This is a genomic window from Catalinimonas alkaloidigena, from assembly GCF_029504655.1.
Taxonomy (GTDB): Bacteria; Bacteroidota; Bacteroidia; order Cytophagales; family Cyclobacteriaceae; genus Catalinimonas; species Catalinimonas alkaloidigena.
On sequence record NZ_JAQFIL010000001.1, the window covers coordinates 6,349,702 to 6,371,045 of the forward strand.

General features: G+C 43.6%; 9 protein-coding genes. 4 read left to right on the top strand and 5 right to left on the bottom strand.

Annotated elements, in window-relative coordinates:
• The first annotated feature begins 25 nt into the window (after nucleotides 1-25).
• Nucleotides 26-2,995: a serine hydrolase domain-containing protein gene (locus OKW21_RS25685; protein WP_277485213.1), complete on the top strand. Its 2,970-nt coding sequence runs from the start codon at nucleotides 26-28 to the stop codon at nucleotides 2,993-2,995.
• Nucleotides 2,996-3,398: 403 nt separating this feature from the next.
• Here the strand turns inward: OKW21_RS25685 and OKW21_RS25690 are convergent, their stop codons facing one another.
• Both OKW21_RS25690 and OKW21_RS25695 read right to left on the bottom strand, forming a co-directional pair.
• Nucleotides 3,399-5,480: a hypothetical protein gene (locus tag OKW21_RS25690; RefSeq protein ID WP_277485214.1), complete on the bottom strand. Its 2,082-nt coding sequence runs from the start codon at nucleotides 5,478-5,480 to the stop codon at nucleotides 3,399-3,401.
• 129 nt (nucleotides 5,481-5,609) lie between these two features.
• Complete coding sequence (locus OKW21_RS25695; RefSeq protein ID WP_277485216.1) at nucleotides 5,610-7,583, bottom strand: aconitate hydratase; 1,974 nt, start codon at nucleotides 7,581-7,583, stop codon at nucleotides 5,610-5,612.
• 214 nt (nucleotides 7,584-7,797) lie between these two features.
• Between OKW21_RS25695 and OKW21_RS25700 the strand changes: the two genes are divergently transcribed.
• Nucleotides 7,798-9,558: a 1-acyl-sn-glycerol-3-phosphate acyltransferase gene (locus OKW21_RS25700; RefSeq protein ID WP_277485218.1), complete on the top strand. Its 1,761-nt coding sequence runs from the start codon at nucleotides 7,798-7,800 to the stop codon at nucleotides 9,556-9,558.
• Nucleotides 9,555-10,577, top strand: coding sequence for an NAD(P)H-dependent glycerol-3-phosphate dehydrogenase (locus OKW21_RS25705; RefSeq protein WP_277485219.1), 1,023 nt, complete (start codon nucleotides 9,555-9,557; stop codon nucleotides 10,575-10,577). The genes OKW21_RS25700 and OKW21_RS25705 overlap by 4 nt, the downstream gene beginning before the upstream one ends.
• Nucleotides 10,578-10,637: 60 nt before the next feature.
• Here the strand turns inward: OKW21_RS25705 and OKW21_RS25710 are convergent, their stop codons facing one another.
• The 3 genes from OKW21_RS25710 to OKW21_RS25720 form a co-directional block, all read right to left on the bottom strand.
• Nucleotides 10,638-13,040: an OmpA family protein gene (locus OKW21_RS25710; protein WP_277485222.1), complete on the bottom strand. Its 2,403-nt coding sequence runs from the start codon at nucleotides 13,038-13,040 to the stop codon at nucleotides 10,638-10,640.
• 173 nt (nucleotides 13,041-13,213) lie between these two features.
• Nucleotides 13,214-14,464, bottom strand: a complete 1,251-nt coding sequence (locus OKW21_RS25715; protein WP_277485223.1) for a M48 family metallopeptidase — start codon at nucleotides 14,462-14,464, stop codon at nucleotides 13,214-13,216.
• An 84-nt stretch (nucleotides 14,465-14,548) separates the two neighbouring features.
• On the bottom strand, nucleotides 14,549-15,583 hold the full coding sequence (locus OKW21_RS25720; protein ID WP_277485224.1) for a PorP/SprF family type IX secretion system membrane protein: 1,035 nt from the start codon (nucleotides 15,581-15,583) through the stop codon (nucleotides 14,549-14,551).
• A 430-nt stretch (nucleotides 15,584-16,013) separates the two neighbouring features.
• On the opposite strand from OKW21_RS25720, the gene OKW21_RS25725 reads away from it, so the two are divergent.
• The gene (locus OKW21_RS25725) at nucleotides 16,014-21,326 is read left to right on the top strand and encodes a T9SS type B sorting domain-containing protein (RefSeq protein ID WP_277485226.1); all 5,313 of its coding nucleotides are present in this window, start codon (nucleotides 16,014-16,016) and stop codon (nucleotides 21,324-21,326) included.
• The last annotated feature ends 18 nt before the right edge of the window (nucleotides 21,327-21,344 follow it).

Here is a 21,344-nt window from a genome sequence, read left to right on the forward strand (position 1 = left end):
CACAAGAACCCTGATTTTATAGCGCATGAATTTGAAAAGATTTTTACTATTTGGATGTCTAGCTACTCTCGCTGCCATGGCTTCGGTACAGGCACAGAAAGCTCCGCAATCCACACCTCCATTCTTACAATATACCCACAGCCCCTGGGTAGACTCTGTATTTAACTCCCTTTCTCAGGAAGAACGTATCGCCCAGTTAATCGTAGCTGCTGCTTATTCTAATCGCGATGCTGCCCACATGCAGGAGTTACAAACGCTGGTGAGAGAACAGAAGATTGGCGGCTTTATCTTCTTCCAGGGCGGACCGGGAAGACAGGCTCGTATGATTAATAACTTACAGGCCGCTTCTGATGTACCTTTACTCATTGCTATGGATGCAGAGTGGGGCATCGGTATGCGTCTGGACAGCACCATTAACTACCCTTTCCAGATGACATTGGGAGCCATTCAGGATGATAACATGCTCTATCAAATGGGCAAGGACATCGCCCGTCAGTTTAAGCGCAGCGGTATGCATGTGAATTTCGCTCCGGTAGTGGATGTCAACAACAACCCTCAAAATCCGGTCATTAACTTCCGCTCATTCGGGGAAGATAAGTATAATGTGGCTGACAAAGGAATTGCCTATATGAAGGGAATGCAGGATGAACATATTCTGACCACTGCCAAGCACTTTCCCGGCCATGGCGATACCGATACCGACTCTCATTATGCTCTACCCCAGATTAACCACAACCGTGAAAGACTTGATTCGCTGGAACTTTATCCTTTTCGCAAAATCATTGAAAGCGGTGTAGGAGGTATTATGGTCGCTCACCTGAATATTCCTTCGCTTGATCCTACGCCGGGGTTGCCTTCCACACTTTCTAAACCTATCGTCACCAACTTACTCAAAGAGGAACTTGGCTTTGAAGGACTGATCGTGACTGATGCCATGAACATGAAAGGCGTAACTGCCGGAAATGAGCAGGGCGTAGTTGATAAAGACGCTATCCTGGCTGGAAATGATGTGCTAGAGTTCACCGAAAATGTGCCTAAAGCCATTGCTGAGATCAAAAAGGCCATTGATCAGGGACTGATTTCTCAGGAAGAAATTGACCTTCGCTGCCGTAAAATGCTGGCGGTCAAACAGTGGGTAGGTTTGGATAATTATGAGCCGGTAGTAGTTGAGAATATTGCTACCGAAATGAATACACCCACCAGCAAACTGCTCAACCGTAAGTTGATGGAAGCAGCACTCACCGTGCTAAGTAATGAAAATGAGCTCATGCCCATTCGTCGTCTGGATACTTTAAAAATTGCTTCTATATCTCTTGGTACTGGTCGTGTCACTCCTTTTCAGAAGATGCTGAATAACTACACCAAGGTGCGCAGCTTCATACTGGATGATAAAGCCAGCAGCCAGCAGGTAAATGAAGTAAAAGCCAGTTTGAAGAATTACGACCTCATTATTGCCGGAGTCCATGATGATTCTAAATACCCAAGGAACAGCATCAAATTTTCTGCTCCTGTCATGCAGCTGATCAGTGATGTGGCTAAGATGGATAATGCTATTGTCTCTGTATTTAAAAACCCTTATGTGCTATCTAAACTCAATAACATTGAGCAGGCGGATGGCCTCATCATGACTTATCAGGACAATACCAATGCGCAGGAACTGGCTGCCCAGTTGATTTTCGGCGGAGTAAGTGCCAGTGGTCGCCTGCCGGTCAGTGTGAGTGACAAATTTAAGTTAGGAGCAGGAATAGAGGTTAGTGGTAACATTCGTTTTAATTATACGCTGCCCGAAGATGCAGGCTTGAACTCGGAGGTTTTACGTGCCGGTATAGATTCCTTAATGTGGGAAGCGATTGATGCCAAAGCCATCCCCGGAGGACAGGTGCTGGTGGCAAAAGATAAGAAAGTGGTTTTCTACAAAGCTTATGGGTTACACTCCTACTTTGATACCATTAAAGTGGAGAAAACCGACCTGTATGACCTGGCATCCATTTCCAAAATATCTTCTGCCCTGCCCGCCATTATGAAACTGCATGATGAAGGCAAATTTGATATAGATGCTAGCATAGATGACTACTTACCTTACTTTAAAGGTTCTAACAAGGCCGATGTTCCATTCCGGGATATTCTGGCTCATCAGGCTCGCTTCAAGCCCTGGATCCCTTACTGGCAAAATACTCTGCGTAATAATGACAGCTATAAATGGTTCACTTTTAAGGAAGATTCTTCCCGTCGATTTCCAGTCAAGGTGACGGACAACCTATGGTTGCATCGTAACTATAAAAAGAAAATCTTCAAAGCCATTAAAAAATCTCCGCTGGAAGAAAAGAAAGAATACCTGTACTCAGGACTTTTATTTTACCTGCTTCCTACCATGGTAGAAGCGCTAAGCGGTGAAGATTACCTCACTTATATCAACGAAAATTTTTATGAGCCGCTGGGCGCTACTACCTTGACTTATAATCCTATGGAGGAATTTCCAAAGAAAAGCATAGTACCCACTGAGCACGATTTTCTTTTTCGTCATGAAGCCATACACGGCAGTGTGCACGATGAGGGAGCCATAATGATGGGGGGCGTATCTGCGAATGCGGGCCTTTTCTCTAATGCCAATGACCTGGCTAAGCTGATGCAGATGTATATGGATAAAGGGGAGTACGGTGGTAAGCGCTATATCAGCGAAGCAACTCTTGAAGAATTTACCCGCTATCAATTTCCCGAAAATGATAACCGAAGAGGCTTAGGCTTTGACAAGCCCAACCTGGAATACAAAGGAGAAAATAATAATGTAGCAGAAGATGCCAGCCCATCCAGCTTTGGCCACTCAGGCTTTACCGGCACTTTCACCTGGGCTGACCCTGAATCGAACCTGCTATATGTCTTTATGTCTAATCGCGTGCACCCCACCCGCGAAAATACCCGTCTTTATCAGCTGAATACCCGCACTAACATCCAACAAGTGCTGTATGATGCTATGGAAAAGCCTCCTCTGAAATAGTCGTGTAAGTTTTTTCATGTTATGTATACCTTTGGCCTCTTATGAGGCTTTTTATTTTGCGTAACTACCTATTATTTTTTTAAGTATTACTAATTAAATTATTTAGTGATCAATATTTAAATAGTTAAAAAAAATATACAAATATTTATTTAAATTAATTTTTCTATTATATTCGTGTAAGGTTTTTACATAAAACGAACACGAGCTATGATTTACCTATTCAGAAAGTCGAAGAGAAACAATTTTAATTTAGTGACAATTGATGCAATGCCAAAAGGAATTCATCACACCGTTTCTTATGCTACATCTTATAATGATACCTGGAATCACATCCGGACAGAACTAAGAAAAATGACACTTTCTTCCGAAAGATAATTTGCCATTAATAAAGGGAGCTAGGCTTCTATATGATTTCTAGCTTGAGTTTGCATAATGTTGAAGGAGGTAATCCAAAGGAGATATCGGTACTTCTGCTATTTCTTTTGATTACCTTTTCTTCTATGACTTCACTCTCATCATTAGATAAAACAAAGCGATAGTTGCCTTCTTTGAGAAGAAAGATACGGACCTTCATATGACGTTCTGAACTTCCGAAATGATAGAGACTGGCAGTAAGTGAAGATTCATGCCAACCTTCCACCAAAGCAGCCAATGATCTGGGATTTGTAAGCCAGCGGACTACATTCATAGGAAAATAAAGAGCGCCCCCCATGTCGCCGGTGAGCATACTGTACATAAAATCGGCGTCAAAGCGGGGAATGTGCCGGGCTGAAGTGTAATGAAGGTAATTGGTGGAAAAATTAAGTATCCTATCTGTCCAGCGTACTTCTGAAGTATAGGCAGGATAGTTCCAGCGAAATGCCTCGGTATTCTTTTTCAACTCATGAAGCAGCGGATTAGCTTCTCCAGTAACTCTGTATTTTACATAACCATTGCCCTCTTGTTTTAGCAGGGCCTCAAACTGTGGATCATGGGTGAGCTGGCTGTACTTTGCCAGCGTTTCGGGCAAGAACTTATTCATCTGGCTCGTGCACCAAGCCAGTGAACCTGCCGGGCTCTCTGATAATTCAGCATTACCATTCTCCATATACAAGGATGCCATAGCTTTGATAGGCGCAAGATACTTAGCCTCTCTGCTCATATAATAAGTCAGCAGCATGGTATTGCACATCATGCTCATACTGCTGGGCCATACATACAGAGGGTTATCTGTATAATTTTCCGGTTTCCACCAGTTTTTGCCAACACCTCCCACAAAGCCTTCCGGCCAATGAATAGCTGAAGGAATGATGCCTGAAGGTTTACCTCGCTCTTCACGCATACTGGCCTCTACCCAGGTATGCATCCAGGCTGAAAACAGCTTACCTAATTTTTTGTCGCCACTTCTTTGCCAATACAACAAGGCAGGTTGCACCGCCCGAGGATGATAGACTGTATCACAGGCTCGCCTGGCAGAAGAATCTACTTCATTCGCTGAAAAATAAGTACTCTTAAACTGGAGCTGTCCCCTTTCATTAATACCCGTCCACTTCTCCTGCATCAGTTCTGCTAATCTTACTGCTCTTGTTTTCCATACAGGATCATCCGGATTGATGTGCATCATGGCAGTGATGGTATCCGCTGAATCTTCAGCAGTGTGTTCCACATCATCCACACGGTTAGTATAGCCTCCTTCCATCCTGGATAGATCAAATAGTCCGTTGGATAGTTTCTGCTGCGCAGCAATGATCTTTTCATCTTCAAAACCTACCAGAACGGGAGTCCACCATCGCCACATTTCCACATCATCTCCCCATCCTCCTCCATACTGACCGTCGGGGAGCTGGCGATTGTCTATCCACCAATGTATAATATCAGTGAGTTTCTCCAGACATTCCCGTTGCAGACTGGCCCACTCAGGAGCTTTAGGATCAGGAGAAAAGCTAGCGTTCCAGGGCATAGGCTTTCCCAGGTACATCTCAATAATTTTGTTCTGAGGAAAAGCCTGGGATGCTATTTCCAGTAAGCGCTGCGCTTCCTCATAATTGGCTTCTCTTCGCTCCTCCACATGCAAAAGGCTTCCATGCTGTATGGTAACCCAAACCAATAGGCGACCTCTATACAGGCACCAGAACGGAAAAAGAGGCGCTTCTTGTGGGATAGGATCAGGAAACATGCCTTCTCGGATAGGCTTGTTGAAGAAATCAAACAAGTAAGAGCTTTCTTCTCCTGCTTCATGCAGGGCCTGCCCTCTGCCTTCTGCCCAACGTACTGCTATAGGCAGTATTTTTTTCAGGTCATTCCGCAACTCAGCAGTAGCCTGAGGATGATCCTCTAAAGATTGTAATAAGCGGTAACGCTCTTTTTCGTCATCTGTGTTTCCTGCAGCAAGGAGTATAGCATTGATTTCACGATTGAAACGCGGCCATGCCAGTACACTCATACCTGCGGTAGTGGTGACTTTTATGAAAGTTCGTCGGGAGATATGAGCAGAGGAACGCGACATTATCTGGAGATTTAAGGAAACAAACTAAACTACGAATGATATTGAAAAACAACAGGGTTTGTATATCTTAAAATAAAAAAGCTTCGCCATTACTTAAATAGCGAAGCTTGTAAATAAAAGATCAGTTGCCTAGGCTTCCTGCTCTACATTTTTCATACGGAAGTAGTTGATTACGCCTCCGGCCAAAATCACCTTCACCTGCCTGTCACTGAGCTGATAAGTTAGTTCTATTTCTTCCTCTTTAGTCTCATTGATTAACTTGACGTGCTCACCGGATTCCAGAGCATCTCTCAATCCTTTTAATTTCAGTACATCCCCCTGCTCGATTTTATCATAATCTTTCTCATTGACAAACTCTAAGGGTACAATACCAAAATTGACCAGATTTTGCCAGCCGATACGGGCATAGCTTTTAGCAATAGCAGCTACCTGTCCCAGATAACGAGGTGCTAAGGCAGCATGCTCGCGGCTGGAGCCCTGGGCATAGTTTTCTCCTGCCACCACTATATGTCCACCATGTTCTTTTTGTGCTTCCTTAGCCCTGTCATAGAAAGAGTCATCTATGATAGAGAATGACCATTTACTGATCTCAGGAATGTTACTACGGAAGGGTAACACCTCCGCACCTGCTCGTAGGATTTCATCCGTACTAATATTATCCTCCATTTTAAGCAGCACAGGGACTTTATACTCATTTTGCAATTCCTCAAAGTCTGGCAGGGATTTAACGTTAGGCCCTTTTTCCAGCTCTACCACATGGCCATTTTCAGTCGGCTCCACCAGCAAATCAGTGTTGATAATTTCTTTTTCGGCAGGCACATATTTCGGATATTTCATATCGTAGATTTTCTCCAGATCACGAGGGTCAGTGATTTTTCCGGTCAGGGCCGCAGCCGCAGCAGTTTCAGGGCTACAGAGATATACCTGATCATCTAAGGTGCCAGAACGTCCGGGAAAATTACGGGGCATTGTCCGTAAGCTGATTTTTCCGGTAGCCGGAGCCTGCCCCATGCCAATACAACCCATACACCCGGCCTGATGAAAGCGTGCTCCGGCATGTATAAGGTTTTTGAAAGCATCATTGGCAGAAAGATTTTCAATCATCTGACGAGAGGTAGGGTTTACGTCAAAAGAAACATCTGCATGTGTAGTCTTGCCCTTGACCATTTCGCTAACCACCCAGAAATCACGGAAGCCAGGATTGGCCGATGATCCTATCACCACCTGGTGCACCGGTTTCCCCTCTACCTCTCTCACTTCTACCACATTACCAGGACTGCTAGGACAGGCAATCAGCGGAACCAGATCATCCAGTACAATCTCTTCATGCTCATCATATTTCGCTCCCTCATCAGGCTTTAACTCGGTCCATACATCTTCTCGTCCCTGAGATTTCAGGAAGCTCTTCACTTCTTCATCCGAGGGAAAGACAGTGGTGGTGGCTCCTAGTTCCGTACCCATATTGGCAATCACATGCCGATCCATAGCTCTCAAAGAATCCAAGCCTGGACCATAGTATTCTACGATCATTCCTCTGCAACCTTTTACATCATAACGGCGGAGCATCTCTAATACCACGTCTTTAGCACTTACCCAGTCAGGTAGCTTTCCGGTTAATTTAACCCCTAAAACTGTGGGCATCTTAAAATAAAGAGGTTCTCCAGCGATGGAAAAGGCTACATCCAGGCCTCCAGCTCCAAGAGCTAACATACCCAAAGCCCCGCCGGCAGGCGTGTGGCTGTCTGAACCTACCATCGTTTTGCCAGGCACGCCAAAGCGCTCCATATGTACCGGATGGCTCACTCCATTGCCCGGCCTGCTATACCATATACCAAATTTGGAGGCGGCAGATTTTAGGAATACATGATCATCGGCATTCTTAAAATCAGTCTGCAGGAGATTGTGGTCTACATATTGAACGGATACATCAGTCTGGGCACGATCTACACCCATAGATTCCAGTTCCAGCATTACCAATGTACCGGTTGCATCCTGAGTTAAGGTCTGGTCTATTTTAATACCTATCTCTTTTCCCGGCTTCATTTCGCCTTCTACCAGATGAGAATCAATCAGTTTTTGTGCTACATTAAGAGGGGAAGACATAATCTTTAGGTTTAAAAAATTGAAAATCTGACTGTCTAAGTCAAAAAAGAAATACTATTTCTATTAAAACCCCGTCTTAGCCCAAGTGTTTTGATATCAATATGTATGAATAAGATGACACGAGCTAAGATTCATAGCTATACCGTGAGGATTAATGGCATTTTCTTATATTAAGTAAAGATTTCTAGCGCTTAATTTTTTTATCTTTCGCTACATGATGAGATTATTTTCCAGAAGTAAAAGAACGATCAGTGGATATGAGCCTATCCTGCCTACCCGCAAGCACTGGCCGGTAGTACAATTAAGTCGCCAGCAGGATAAGTTTGTTGAAGAGGTTATTCAAAGCAGTATGGAGCGTTTGGCAGAAGAAGCGCCCAAGCTGGAAGAGCTGGTAGATGAACTGGAAACTACACTATACCGAGAACGTTTACGCATACGACAAAACCCCTGGGCAGTTGACCCGCAGGATGAGGAGACTTTTTGGAAAAAAATTAAAAATAAGCTGGTCGGTATTTCGGTACAACACACCAATGGGAACAGCTTACATAAAAAACAGATTGAGCAGGCTAAAGAAATCCTTAGAGATATTGTCTCCCGTTATGCCCATGAGATCTCCAGTACCTTTAAGCCTTCATCTTACCGGCTAGCCCGTAATATTGTTACTTTCGGTTTTGCCCGTTTATTAAATGCCTCCCGCGTGAAGGGCTTTCGTTCATTTTACAGCACCCAATATTCCCTCAGAGATAAAATCAATATTGTAGGAGAAGTAGAGTTGCTCAGAGAACTTGCGCAGAAAGGAACGATCATCATGGTGCCTACTCACTTTAGTAACCTGGATTCTATTCTGATTGGCTGGGTTATTCATGAGTTAGGGCTCCCTCCCTTTATTTATGGCGCAGGTCTCAATTTATTCAATATCAAGATTTTCGCTTACTTTATGAACAGCCTGGGAGCTTATAAAGTAGATCGCAGAAAGAAGAATAAGATTTATGTTGAGACCCTCAAAGCTTACTCTCGTCAAGCCATACGGTGGGGCTGTCACAGCCTTTTTTTTCCGGGAGGCACACGCTCACGTTCTGGTAAGGTAGAAGATAAACTCAAGCTCGGTTTACTGGGTACAGCCATGGAAGCTCAGCGACTCAACTACGAGCAGAGTGAAAAGAAGGGAGAAGAGGCTGAAAAAATATTCATTGTACCGGTAGTCCTTAATTATCATTTCGTGCTGGAAGCTCCCAGTCTTATCCGTGATCATTTAAAGATAGAAGGACAAGAAAGATACTATGTGGAAACAGATGAGTATTCTACTTCTTCCAAAATCATTAAATTCCTTTTCCAATTTTTTACTGAAGGCTCAGATATTTCGGTTAGCTTTGGCAAGCCTATGGACCTAATGGGGAATCTGGTTGATGAAGAAGGTCGGAGCCTGGATAAACATGGCAGAAAAATCAGCATGCGTGAGTATTTTTGCAGTGGTGGAAAGATCACGCGTGACATACAGAGAGAAAATGAATATACACGAATGCTGGGCGAAGCCATTTTAAAATCTTATCATATCAACAATCGAGTATTTTCCAGCCACCTGGTTGCCTTTACGGCTTTTCAAATGATCAAACAAAAATATCCTTACCTGGACCTGTATAACTTATTACGAATTCCTGAAGAAGAGCAGGTAATTGAGTATAAAGAATATAAGCAGACATTTGGTAAGCTCAGAGAGGAAATATTTCGGCTCCATAAAGCAGGCAAAGTGGATATAGCTCCCCATCTAAAGCAGGAAGTTGATCTTGTCATAGCGCATGGCATTGACAATGTAGGTTTGTATCATTCGCGAAGGCCATTGCTCAAAAACAAAGAAGGGAACATCATTACCAATGACCTGAATACACTTTTTTATTATCACAACCGCATGGAAGGCTATGGGCTAGAGCAGTTCTTTACACAGCCACATTCCAGAAAGCAATTTATTGAAGAATGAGTAAGCAATATGTAGGCGTAGTGGGAGCAGGTAGCTTTGGAACAGTAATCGCCAATATTCTGGCAGAAAATGCTCCCGTACTGCTGTATGCCCGGAGAAATGAAGTAGTGGATGAAATGCGTACTATGAAAAGAAGCGGAAGCTATTTGCTTCATCAGAATATACACCCCACAAATGATCTTGAACAGTTAGCAAAAGAATGTCAGGTCATTTTTCCTATTGTGTCTTCCTCAGGATTCAGAGATTCTATCAGCGACTTATCGCCTTTTTTGAAACCTTATCATATACTCATTCATGGTACTAAGGGGCTGGATGTAGACCATAAGGCGCCCAAACCTTTGAGTAGGGAAAGTGTAAGGACAATGAGTGAGGTCATTCAGGAAGAAAGTGTGGTGGTGAGGGTAGGTTGTCTGGCTGGACCGAACTTGGCTAAAGAACTGGCTGAAGGTCAGCCGGGAGCTACTGTCGTGGCCAGTCACTTTGATGAAGTGATACAGATTGGTCAGCAGCTTCTGCGCAACCCCCGCTTTCAGGTATATGGTAACAACGACCTGATCGGTATTGAGCTATGTGGCATCCTGAAAAATGTCATTGCCATTGCCTCCGGAGCATTAAGCGGACTGGGCTTAGGTGAAAACTCAAGAGCATTACTGATCAGCCGGGGTATGGTTGAAATGATTTATCTGGGCAAGGCGTTAGGCGGAAATGTAGAAGCATTTATTGGTTTAGCAGGAGTCGGTGACCTGGTGGCAACCTGTTTTAGCAAACATAGTCGTAACTTCACAGTGGGTTATCGCTTAGCCCAAGGCGAAACCCTAAGTGAGATTATGCAGACCATGGAAGAACTGGCCGAAGGTGTCAATACCACTAAAATTGTGAAACAGCTAGCCGATTATTATGATGTAGGAGCACCAATTACGCGTATGCTATATAAGGTCCTTTTTGAAGACCTGCCCGTGGAAAAGGCCTTGGATAGCCTTATGAAAATCTCTTTTACTGAGGATGTAGGCTTCCTGTAAATAAAAAAATCCGGGTGATCTCACCCGGACTGATGAGTAAGTCAACACTCTATATTCTTCTTACTGCTGGTATTGCTGTATATCTACCAGGCGTACTTCTACCCTCCTGCTTTCTTCAGGACTGGATTTTTCATTAGCAGTAGCGCCATACCCTTTGGCGATAATTCTCCTCCTTACTACTCCTCTCTGATTAAAGAAATTCAACACATCTATGGCTCGTTCGTTAGAAAGCTTGTGATTGGTTTCTTCATCCCCTTCAGGAGAGGCATAGCCAGAAATTTCAACGCCTAATTCAGGATGCTTTTTCAATGCTTCCATCACTGCCACTAGTTGCTGCCTGTCTTTTTCAGCCACTTTACTTTCTCCTACACCGAAATAAATTTTATGCACCTCTGCCAAAAGACTTTTATCATAATTTGAGAAGACCTTCTCTGCATTCTTTTGTTTTACAGCCTCTTCCGTGACATAGAAAGTAGGCAGAGAATAGATTGTCTCATTACCTACCTTTTTGGCAATCAGGTTATCTTCTCCGGTTTCATCGTAATAGTATGCTACTCCGGCAGATTCTATGTTCTCATTTTTCACCACATCAAAGTTTACATCTTCAATAGGGTTTTGTTTATACATGAGATCCAGTAAATAGTTATAAGCAGCAGTATCACTCGCTGCCATGATAGACTCCATCATATCATACAGATCCAGGCTGTCGTTTTGCACCAGCATGGCCTCATTTGCCTGACGTACAGAGGTCTTGCTCTTTCCATTTACATCATAGAAAGCATTCTTTACTGTTACTTCCTGCCCTACTACTACATCAAACTGCTTGATAGGCTTTAGGTGAATTTCCTGATACAATTCATAAAAGTATGTCTGATTAGGAATGTTCACATTGACTGTGTAAGGGAGGTAACCTTCTGACTCAATGATTAAATCATAATTGCGGCCGGGAGGTAAAATAATCAGATAATTACCTGTCTGTTTATCCGGGTTATACACATAATCAATTTTTTGATTAGCCTCTACATCCACTACCTTAATCTGTGTTGGTACTGCTTTTAGCTCTTCCCCTGCCAAAATTCTTCCTTTGATCAGTGTCAGAGGAATATTGGCTTCGCTATCAGGCATCTCAAAGAAATAAATATCCTGCCCCCCTTTACCTCCTTTTCTCTCTGAAGAAAAGTAGCCCATTTTACCATTCGCGGTCAAAGTAAAGTAATTATCATTGGTAGGGGTATTAATTGGATAACCCAGGTTTTCTGGCTTTCTCCATTTACTCCCAATATTATAGCTCTTGAAAATATCCGTACCTCCCATGGTATTATGCCCATCAGAAGTAAAAAACAAAGTCTTGCTGTCCGGATGGATAAAAGGAGCGTCTTCATTATAAATGGTATTAATTTCAGGGCCAAGATTTTCCGCTTTACCCCAGCTTCCATCAGATTGACGTTCGGATTTGTAAATATCCATACCTCCCAAACCATCGGGCCTGTTGCTGGCAAAATACAACACTTTACCATCAGGTGTGATACTAGCAGTAGACTCCAGATACCTTGAGTTTACACGATTACCAATATCTACGGGAGAAGTCCACCCTTTGCCATCTTTAGATATCGTATAGATGCTCCCGGTATTATTTTCGCCTCCTACGAAGATCAGCATTTCCTGCCCATCCACCGAGATTCCGGCAGTACCTACATTATGTTTGGTATTGACATCCAATACTTCTGGTACAGACCATTTTCCTCCATGCTTATACGAAGTGTATATCTTCTCAACTATTTTACCTCTTTCTTCACGTACTCCGGTATATGCCAACATACTTTCATCAGCAGTAACCAGGGGGTTGTACTCCGTATGCATGGAATTAACATCCTCAAAGCTATGAATCACAATCCCTTTGTTTTCACTGATCAGAAATAAAGCATTTTTACATATTTCAAGTTGTCGGTCAACTTCATTAAGTTTACTCTTGTCACTTGCGGCAATTGACTTTTTGTATTTCTCGTAGTGAGAAATGGCTTTGTTGATCTGGATATCCTTATGATACATCTGTCCCAGATAAAAGTGAATCTCTTCCGGAATTTGAGTTCCACTTTTCCTGCTCAATGCATTTTCCAGATAAGGCAGGCCTTTGTACTGCTCATTTAGTTGAGGAGCATAGGCGTAGCAAACCCCTAAACGATAATATACCATAGGTTCATTTATGCCATTATCTACTGCTTGTTGATAGAGAGGAAGGGCTGCCTCATAATTTTTAGCCAGTTCAAAAAACTTATTGGCTCTATCCACCAGTGCACCATCCGAACCCTGGGCAATTACCAATTGTGGAAAGCACGTAATGCTCCAAACAAATAACAATAAAACACCAATGTTAGGGTGATTCCAGACTTTTTTTCTACTTCCAATTTGGTAATATGGCACACCAAACTTAGCCTCATCATTGCGGTAATACACTTCTTTCATGTGTAATGGTTAATGTTTATTATTGTAAATGTGCCCTATCAGGCACAGAAAACACTAACGAAAGCTAGAGATTTTACCTACCCACCTAAAACGGAAATAATACCAAACCTGTAATGTGTAAGTTTTATGGTTTAATCCTGTGCAAGCTGCACTGCATTTTAGCGCATGCTCAATTAAGATTTTACTACTGACAAGCGTGTAATGGCCTTCAAACGGGCTAGTAAAGGAGGATGTGAGTAATAAAAAAATACATACCAGGGATGGGGCAGCAGATTACTCATATTGTGTACGGATAGTTTCTTAAGGGCAGTAGCCAAAGCGCTCCCTTCAAAAGTATTGGTAGCATAAGCGTCTGCTTCATATTCATTTTTCCTGCTCCATATATTCATCAACAGCCCTGTAATAGTACTGATGGGCGAAAAGAGTATGCCAAAAGCAATTAAGTTCAGGTGAATTGCTAACTCGTTACCCCCCAAAGCATAAGAAAGCTGTTCATTAAAAATAAGTAAGGATAATACGAAGAGCGTAAAACCAATCTGCAACACAGAAAGTAGCATACCAGATAAAATGTGCTTTCTCTTATAATGCCCTACTTCATGTGCTATAACAGCCACTAACTCTTTTACGCTGTGATTTTCAATCAAAGTATCATAGAGAACGACCTTCTTCTGCTTACCCATTCCTGAAAAGAAGGCATTGGACTTGGAAGAACGCTTGGAGCCATCTATCACATATACGTTTTTAATGGGAAAGTCTACTTTGCGTCCATAGGCTTCAATCGCTTCTCTCAAATCTCCTTCTTCCAGTGGTTTTAGCTTATTGAACATGGGGACAAAAATGCTGGTATAAAACATATTGAGCAGCGCCATAATGCCAGCGGCTATCACCCAGAAATACCACCAAAAGTCTCTTCCGATATTCATTACCAAATAAAGAAACACTCCTGCCAGTAGACCTCCTAATATTATGGTAAGCAGATAGCCTTTCAGCTTATCCTGCCAGAAAGTTTTGAGATTCATCTTATTGAAGCCAAACTTTTCCTCAATGACAAAAGTCCCGTACAGCTGAAAAGGAAGGTTGATGATGTCAGATGCCAGAAATAAGATACCGAAATATGCCAGGGCTCTCCAGAGAGGATCTGCTATATAGGGCTGTAGCTGGATATCCACCCAGCCAAAAAAGCCAGTAGCTAAAAGAATAACTGAAAGGATAAAACTAAATGAAGTAGTAAGGGTATGAAAACGATCATTTGCCCGCTGATAGGCTAAAGATCGACGATATTTCTCTTCATCATAAATTCCCTTGAGCTCTTCGGGCAGCGTATGTTTTTTGTTTTTGCGATTCAGTGCATCCAGTACTTGCTCCAACACAAAGTTGAGCACAACTATCGCGATAATAAGGATGAGTAAGGTAGAAGCTTGCATATTCTGCTAACAAACATGCAAGCTTAAAAATTTTTATGAGAAAAGGAAAAAACGTTTTCTTAACCGGCTATAGATAATATTGTATCAGAAACGTGGACAAGGTAAGCTCATAATACTTCTGGGTGGCTTGCTGGGATCACGCAGAGAGAAGTGATAAACCAGAGAAATTTCATGAGCACCACCACTTTGTATGCCTAAGCCAGACACTGTGTAATCAAAGCTATAACCTATATTCAGATCACCAACCATCAGCCCCACCAAAGCAATGATAGATTCATTGTTAGGGAAATCCTCCAGTTGTCTGACAGGTAAACCACGGTACCACAATCCAAATACAACCGGTTCGTAAGTCAGGTACATGCCTAAGTCCAACTGGTCAAAGTTACCTTGTCTTTTATACTGAAAAGCTGGTGTCAGACTTCTTTCAAGCCCCTTATCATTGAACCCATATTTACGAAAACCGGCAGGCAGCAAGAACCGGTAACCTCCATGGAAAGTACTTTTCATCTGCAGACGGCTCTCTTCTTCTACCAATGACTGATTGGGAGTGTTTATATGGTGAGCTGCATACCCGAAATAAAAGTTTTCACTAAAAATAAGCCCTCCCAGTGTTAAGTCTACAAAAAACTTACTTGTACCAGTGTTGAACTGTTCGGCGCTCACATCAGAAATAAGTCCGTTTTCATCCAGTTGATCTCCAAAAACCAAGCGGTCAAAATTGACATCACGGTTATAAAATGCGACTTCTACTCCGGGACGAAAGGTAAGTTCACGAGTAATTCTGAGCTGATAGGCATACTGCAAACCCAGATCAATAGACTGCAAACCCGCCAAACCTTCACGGTCAGCGTTTAATATTACTCCAACTCCACTATTATAGTCTTCAAAGAAATGGTCAAAATATAAAGAGGCCGTAGTAAAATTAGCCTGAAGAGAAGGCCACTGACTTCTAAAATTAAGTCCTAGCCTGCTCAACTCAGTAGAGCCGGCAAAAGCAGGGTTTATATATAAAGGGGCCGCATAAAATTGGGAAAATTGCGGATCCTGGGCATATATATTGCTGACGCTTATTAAAATAAAACTAACAGCAATGAGCAGCTTCGTAACAGTCTTTTGCATCCAAACTTATTTGTTTACAGCATGTAGCTTTTTGTAAAAGCGTTGAAAATTAACAATTATTGTGAGAAAAGCCTCAATTAATCTCCTAAACCCTTACGGCCAAAGATAGTTTTTGCCTGTACACACTATTCGGGTGAACGCTTGAATAAATTACAGGTATTGGAATTCAATGTTTTTGACATAAAAAAGAACATACCGCTAGCTCAGCGAGCCGAAGTATTAGAGTGACTATAAAAGAATATATTTTTTAAATGTTATACCATGAGTAATATTTTAATGCATCTAAAATGCTTACATGGCACATGAAAGCCATAGTTTTTTCGTTATCATGCATACACGTATTTTCGCATATATATTAAGATAAGGCTAAATGTTGAACAGAACCTTCCTGATAAGAGTAAGTCTTTGCTGTTTTTTTTGCTGCATAAACTTGCTCTCACATAAAATTTATGCGCAGGGAAGAGCGGATAATAACTGGGTTTTCGGTAGTAACGGAGGTATCCGCTTCAATTTCTCTAATGACTCACTGGCAACTGACCCTCAAGCTTCGGAAGCTCTGGGACAAGGCAGCAGCGCTGTAGCAACGGACCCGCAGAGTGGGGAAATTCTTTTTTATACTGATGGTAGTGTAGCTTATGATGCTCAAGGAAACTCCTTTCCAATGGTGGGAGATGCCAATGGTGATCAGCATGTAGCGATCTCTCCTATTCCCGGCAGCTCCGGTGAATATTATATTTTTGTCAAAAATGCCGGTGGTGATGTAGTATACTACTCTGTTACGGTGAGTACCGCTGGTCCGGGTTATCCTCAGATTACAAACTTTGATGGCCCTACTCCTGCTACCGGCTTTACTGACGCAGAAGCAGTCACACTTATACCTAGTCCTGGCGGAGATAGTTACTGGCTGGTCTCAAAGATTAGCGGAACTTCTACTTACCAGTATGCTGAAGTAACAGCTACGGGAATTGGACCGGTTAATAACTATCAGGCAGGCACGAATGGAGCTCCAAATATTGGGACCAGCACAGGACTAGATTTTAATGCCGCAACCAATCAGCTTGCAGTGGCTGGGCAAAATGGTTTTCATATTCTAAGCTTTGACCCTGCGAGCGGATCATTTGGCTTTGTAAATAGTGGAAATATTCCCGCTTATGATGTAGCCTGGTCTGCTGATGGCAGCAATCTATATATTACTGATGGTGCGGGAGGCAATGTATATCAGTACACAGGCGGTACTCCTCCTATTCAAACCCTCACCAATGCTTTGGGCCTAGGTGGATCGCCGGTTTACGGAATACAGCGGGGGCCGGACGGTAGCGTATATTTTCTGTATGAAGAAGGTGGAGATTCCCTCCTGGGAGGCATCAACTTCGCTGATAGCGCTTTTAACCTATTGACTTACGAAACCGCTCTGCTGGATGGCACTGACTTCGGCGGCAGACGCTTTTCTCAAACTTCCCCTGCTGCCACACCTGATTATAATTTCGGTGTAACCCAGGCAGGTCAATGCGCTAATAATCCGGTACAACTGATACCCCAGTTTCCTGATGGTACTCCCCAACCAGATAGCATCATCTGGAATATAGATGGACAACCTTATAATGGATTTTCACCCACTTTTACACCCGAACAGGCAGCTTCTTATACCGCTACAGCTTATTGGCCAGATACTTCAGTAGCGGTTTCCGGAGGAGCTAATGTACAGCAGTTTGACTTGCAAATCCCCTTAGTGCAGGATACTACTATCTGTCCCGGTGAAACGGCTATTCTGAAAGCTGAACCAGAAAGTGGTGGACAAGGCGGCCAGGGTGGCGGTGGAGGTATTGGTGGCGGTACTGGCGGTGGCACCGGAGGTGGCAACTACCAATATTACTGGAGCACAGGAGAGACTACTTCCGAAATTGAAGTCAATGAAGCAGGCGTATACTGGGTGCTGGTTTCCGATGGTTCAGGCTGTACTGCCTATGCTGAGTCTAATGTCAAAGAATATCAGATTGAAAACCAGACTTATAATGTCTGGTACTTCGGTAATGGTGCGGGTATTGATTTTAATACACTATATGACGATCCTGATAATCCTGACGACAACGGTGATGGACAGGATAATGACGGCCAAATCACTCCCATAGCTGATGGCGCACAAAGCGCTCCCGAAGGGGTCTCTGCCGTATCCGATGGTAATGGCGATATTCTTTTCTATACTGATGGACAAACCGTTTTCTTTAAAGACCGTATTACCGGTGATCATGTAGCTTTAACTGACCTTAATGGGCAGCCCGCCCAAATCAGTCCTAGCAATGAATCTACCATGGTGGGTATGGTACAGGTGCCGGGAGCAGATGGTGTTTACTACGTTTTTACCGCTACTCCGGTGGAAAGTGGAGCCTATGAGCTACGTTACTCAATCGTAGACCTGAAACAAAGGGCAGTAGTTTCTGCCAACAATCTGCTCTTTGCCAAAAGTACAGAACGAGTAGTCATTTATGGCGGTAATGGCAGCAGTGCTATGCTGGTAGCTCACGAGTACGGTAATAATACTTTCCGCTCCTATCCAATCACCGATCAAGGGATTGGTAACCCGGTACTATCTTCAGTAGGTTCTGTACACGATTTGGACGATCCTGAAGAATCGCGTGGCTATATGAAAATAGGAGGTGATTCCAGCGGAACCGTGCTTGCGGTAGCTTTACCTGACCGCGTTGAGCTTTTTAACATTGACTTACAAACAGGTCAAATCACTGATCCGGTGGAAGTAGACTTTAGTGGTCAGAATGCTCAGCCCTACGGCATAGAGTTCTTTACGGACACTTTAGATAACACAGTATTACTAGTCTCTACTGACAATGGATTATTTACTGCTACGATTGACCGTCCGGTGACAGAGGGCTCTATTTCCATTACGCGTGATCCTGACTTCTCGGGTAATTATGGAGCCATTCAGCGAGGGCCTGACGGGCAGCTTTATCTGGCAGAAGAGGGTTCTTCCACCCTCATTGCTGTAAGCGTGGACCCTAATACCGGCGATGTAAGTGAAGGCAATACAGTACAGCTCCCCAATGGGGCAACCAGCGGCTTAGGTTTACCTGATAATATACAATCCGGAGGCAACTCCTTCCCTGAACCTAATATTACGGTAGACAATGCCTGCGTAGGAAATGATATCAACTTTAGCGCACAAGGCAGGGATGATGTGATAGAAACTTATTCCTGGCGGATTTTGCTCAGCGATGGTACTGCCTTTGGCCTGCCGGATTCGTTGAGAACCGCACAAAATTTCACTTTTGTGATAGATAGCCTTGGCACCTATACTGCTGAAGTCACGCTTTCCAACCCCTGTGACGCAGATACCGTGATGACCCAGAGTTTTGATGTGGGACAGGCTGCGGAAGTAACCTTGCCCGAAAGTATCAATCTGTGTAATGGAGATGTTGAAGTGAGTGCTATTGACCCCAACACGCCTGATATCGCTAACTATACTTTTAGCTGGGTGCAGGTAGGCGCTGCCGGTGGTGGTAATCTACCTAACCAGAATACAGTGAGCCTTTCGGAAGGAGGCGATTATACCGTCACGGTAACCAATGCCGATGGCTGCGAAAGTGAAGGGACGATCTTTGTGGTAGATAACCGACCGGAAATTAGCTTACCTGAGGACTTTACCCTCTGTCAGAATGAAACCCGCGAGCTGGACGTGGAAATCCCCAGCCCTGGTGATCCCGGTTATGAGTGGGTAATTCTGGATGCCAACGACCAAACTGTAGCTACCAGCAATGAGCCGGTGATAGAAGTCAGCGAGCTTACGCCTGACCCTGGTGTATTCCGCTATACAGTTACGGTTACCGACGATGCTCCCGAAGGCTGCTTTATCCAGGATACTGTAGTAGTGACCATTGAGCAGGCTCCCACCTTAGGAGAACCTACAACTGTTGAGCCTACTTGTGGAAATGCAGACGGATCAATTACTCTAGACTTGGGTGGAACTGACCCTTCTACTCTGTCTTTTAGTTGGGTTGATCCTAACGGAAGTTCATTTGTAGCACAAGAGTCTGCGACCGGTCTTACTTCAGGTAATTATCAAGTTACTGTTACCAATGCGACAGGCTGTAGCTTCACACAAACTATTGGCCTTGATGATAATAATGCACCATTCACAATTACACCGACAGGAGTTCCTGGTTGTGATGATACTGGGTTTATAGACCTAGCCATAGATGTTTCCAGCCTTACTGGTACAGGAAACTTTGAGGTTAATATAAGTGGTATTTCAGGTAACTTTAGTTTTTCATATAATGCCACTAATAGCACCGAAAACTATTTAGTGCCCGCTGTACCTTCACTTTCACCGGGAACATACGATATTCAGGTGACAGAGCTTGCAAGTGGTTGTAGAAGAACATCTGAGGTTGAAATTACCGAACCTGATTCTGTACAGTTTGAGTTTGTGGAAAGTCCGGTAAGTGTTTGCGGAACTCAGGCTCAGATTGAAGTAGATTATAACCCTGCTTCCGGCGAAACATGGCAATTCAGATGGTTCCGTCCGGATGGCACAGAAATTCCAGTATCTAATAATCAGTCTAATATACTGACTCTGAACAGCGGAGTGTTTGAATCCGGTGTATATACTGCCGAAGTGACTAATCTGAATCAACCCAATCTTTGCCCGGGGACTCAGGAAGTACAAGTCAACTTTGGTGAGCCATTTGATTTTGACATCGTAGAGATAGAACCGGACAACAGCTGCCAGACCGGAGAGAAGCAGTTGACCGTTAACTTTATACCTGAGGAAGCTGCCAACCGGGACCTGATTTATAACTGGACGCTCAACGGACAGAGCGTAGGTGCATTGCGCACCATTACGGTTACAGAAAGTGGTAGTTATAACCTTACAGTAAGAGAGCGCAATAACTCAGCATGTTTGTACAACGATGAACTTCCGGTACAGGTCAGCCAACCTATCGCTGTCAATATTCTCTATGGCAATGCCTGTGCGGATGGTTCTGCGATACCAGTTTTTGCCTCTGTACGTACAGATGGTACAGACAGCCTCACGTATCGCTGGTACCGTCCGGATGGTACGCGCATACAAGCCAGTAACCCCAGTCCTACCGGCGCAGGAGACTCATTACTTATTCTTTCGGATATGCCGGAAGGTGAATACAGAGTAGAAGTAGAAACTGCCGGAGGTTGTTTCGCTGAGGCTGCTGCCAGCATCACCCGTAACCCTCTGCCTGAAGCTGAGTTAGGATCTACCCGTACGATTTGTCCACAGGATCCAGATCCTGAAATCAGCAGCGTATTACTTGAAGTAGGCTTCGCCCCTGAGATCTACTGGACTACACCTAAAGGAGACTTCATCAATACTACTAACATCGTAGCTGATGTGGGAGGAACTTATATCGTGGAGATGATCAATGAGTTTGGCTGCTCCATCACTGATTCGGTAGAAGTAGTAGAAGACTGTCGCCCCAGAATTGTGGTTCCTAATGCATTCCGTCCAGATGGTGTGAACAATACTTTCTTCGTGTATCCCAAATATGTTTCTGCCGAAGATTTTGAAGTGAAGATTTACAACCGCTGGGGAGAGCTCGTGTTCCAGTCTGATAATCCTAACTTTGAGTGGGATGGTACTTACAATGGAAAAGAAGCGCCTCTGGGTACTTATCCATATATTATCCACTACAAATCCAGTACAGATGAAACGGGCGGACTTCTGGAAGAACGGGGAGGGGTAACGATTATAAGATAAAGCAATTTTAACCCAAAT